Here is a 2135-nt window from a genome sequence, read left to right as displayed (position 1 = left end):
GGTGAGCTATTGCCGTGGCACATCGCCCAGCCGATCAATAAACCCTGACCGGACGCTTACGGTCCATCCCGATTACCATGTCGAGATCGACAGGACGTTCTATTCCGTGCCGCATGTGCTGATCGGAAAGCGGGTCGATATCAGGCTGACCTATCGGGCCGTCGAGATCTTCTTCGATCACAAGCGTGTCGCCAGCCACATCCGAAGCTCGCAGCGCGCCGGCCACGTCACGGTCAACGAACATCTGTTGGTTTCCACGGCCGGAATTAAGCGTTGGCGGTGGCTCTCTGTGCGCAGCCAGAGAATCTTGGATCTGACGATCATGCAAGAATGGGAACGTAAGGTTTACCTCTTCCACCAGGAATGCAAGTTCTGCACGAATCATCTGCGTTGATGATCCGCGTGACCAGATTTCTGTGAATTTCCTGCTTTTCTTAATTGCCTCACGATGCAGGCTGTGGAGCGAGCCAACGCAATCAGGCGGAAAGGCCTTTTGCGAGTAATCCCGATTAACCAATAAAATCAGATGATTAGGGGTAATGGGATGGGGAGATAGGCTACCCCAGCAGCCCCTTCAATCGCAGCTTTCTAATGTTGCTAATTAGTCGTCAGCCGACGTGAATGAGCGTGAACTGCCAGCCCCTCCGATTGGAGAGGGGGGAGCGGGGCGGGGTGCTATGGGGGTGAGAAGTCGCTTCCATGGTCACCAGAAAATTATCACTTCGGAAAGGTTGGCTATGCAAATTCAAGCTCAAATCGTCTCTGCCGGATCCAGTACGCCCGTGACGAGGGCGCTTGGAGGAATGGCTCCGACACTCAATGTCGGCTCCGCTGCGCGCGTTGCGTTGAATATGCCCGCGGACGCCGTGCTCGTTTATGAGCGGCAGGGTGCAGATTTGTTCCTCAGGCTGAGCGATGGGACAGTCGTTCGGCTGATTAATTTCTTCGGCGGCGGTGCGGATGGACAGCCGACCCTCTTGCTGATCAGCAATGATCCCCAGGATGGATCTGGGGGTGATGATTGCTATGTCGAAGTATCGTTTGCGAGCACGCATCAAGGCGTATTGGTGCCCACCTTTTCCGAAGGCGCATGCGATATAGCAGGGGCGGCCGCAATAGCCGGTGCTGGCATTGGAGGCGCCGGAGGTCTTGCTGCTTTTGCCTTGATGACTGGCGCGGCCATAGCAGCGGCAGCCGCGGGCCAAGGCTCTGATGATCATCATGATGACTCCGACTCGGATAGCGACAGCGACTCCGATAGTGACAGCGACTCGGATAGCGACAGCGACTCGGACAGTGACAGCGACTCGGATAGCGACAGCGACTCGGATAGCGACAGCGACTCCGACAGCGACAGCGACTCGGATAGCGACAGTGACTCTGACTCGGATAGCGACAGTGACTCCGACTCCGATAGCGACAGCGACTCGGACTCCGATAGTGACAGCGACTCGGACAGCGACAGCGACTCGGATAGCGACAGTGACTCTGACTCGGATAGTGACAGCGACTCGGACAGCGACAGCGACTCGGATAGCGACAGTGACTCTGACTCGGATAGTGACAGCGACTCGGACAGCGACAGCGACTCGGATAGCGACAGTGACTCTGACTCGGATAGTGACAGCGACTCGGACAGCGACAGCGACTCGGATAGCGACAGTGACTCTGACTCGGATAGTGACAGCGACTCGGACAGCGACAGCGACTCGGATAGCGACAGTGACTCTGACTCGGATAGTGACAGCGACTCGGACAGCGACAGCGACTCGGATAGCGACAGTGACTCTGACTCGGATAGTGACAGCGACTCGGACAGCGACAGCGACTCGGATAGCGACAGTGACTCTGACTCGGATAGTGACAGCGACTCGGACAGCGACAGCGACTCGGATAGCGACAGTGACTCTGACTCGGATAGTGACAGCGACTCGGACAGCGACAGCGACTCGGACTCCGATAGTGACAGCGACTCGGATAGCGACAGTGACTCCGACTCGGATAGCGACAGCGACTCCGACTCGGATAGCGACAGCGACTCCGATAGCGACAGCGACTCGGACTCCGATAGTGACAGCGACTCGGACAGCGACAGCGACTCGGATAGCGACAGCGACTCGGATAGCGACAGCGAC

2 protein-coding genes and 1 pseudogene are annotated in these 2135 nt (G+C 57.4%); 1 reads left to right on the top strand and 2 read right to left on the bottom strand.

Translation table 11 applies throughout. The features are described from left to right. Window positions 1-247: pseudogene (locus ATN84_RS26260) on the top strand (Mu transposase domain-containing protein); the annotation flags it as partial. A 361-nt stretch (window positions 248-608) separates the two neighbouring features. Here the strand turns inward: ATN84_RS26260 and ATN84_RS27520 are convergent. Together ATN84_RS27520 and ATN84_RS27515 are read right to left on the bottom strand one after the other, a co-directional pair. Further along, window positions 609-1223 carry a hypothetical protein gene (locus tag ATN84_RS27520; RefSeq protein ID WP_201026392.1) on the bottom strand — a complete coding sequence of 205 codons (615 nt, stop codon included), beginning with the start codon at window positions 1221-1223 and terminating at the stop codon, window positions 609-611. Beyond that, window positions 1220-2135: hypothetical protein (locus ATN84_RS27515; protein ID WP_201026391.1), on the bottom strand; the 916-nt coding region annotated here is incomplete at its 5' end. The genes ATN84_RS27520 and ATN84_RS27515, both read right to left, overlap by 4 nt.

It is taken from the genome of Paramesorhizobium deserti (genome assembly GCF_001558695.1).
Taxonomy (GTDB): Bacteria; Pseudomonadota; Alphaproteobacteria; order Rhizobiales; family Rhizobiaceae; genus Paramesorhizobium; species Paramesorhizobium deserti.
Note: the sequence above shows the minus strand (reverse complement) of the source record. Positions and strands in the feature narration are given on the sequence as shown.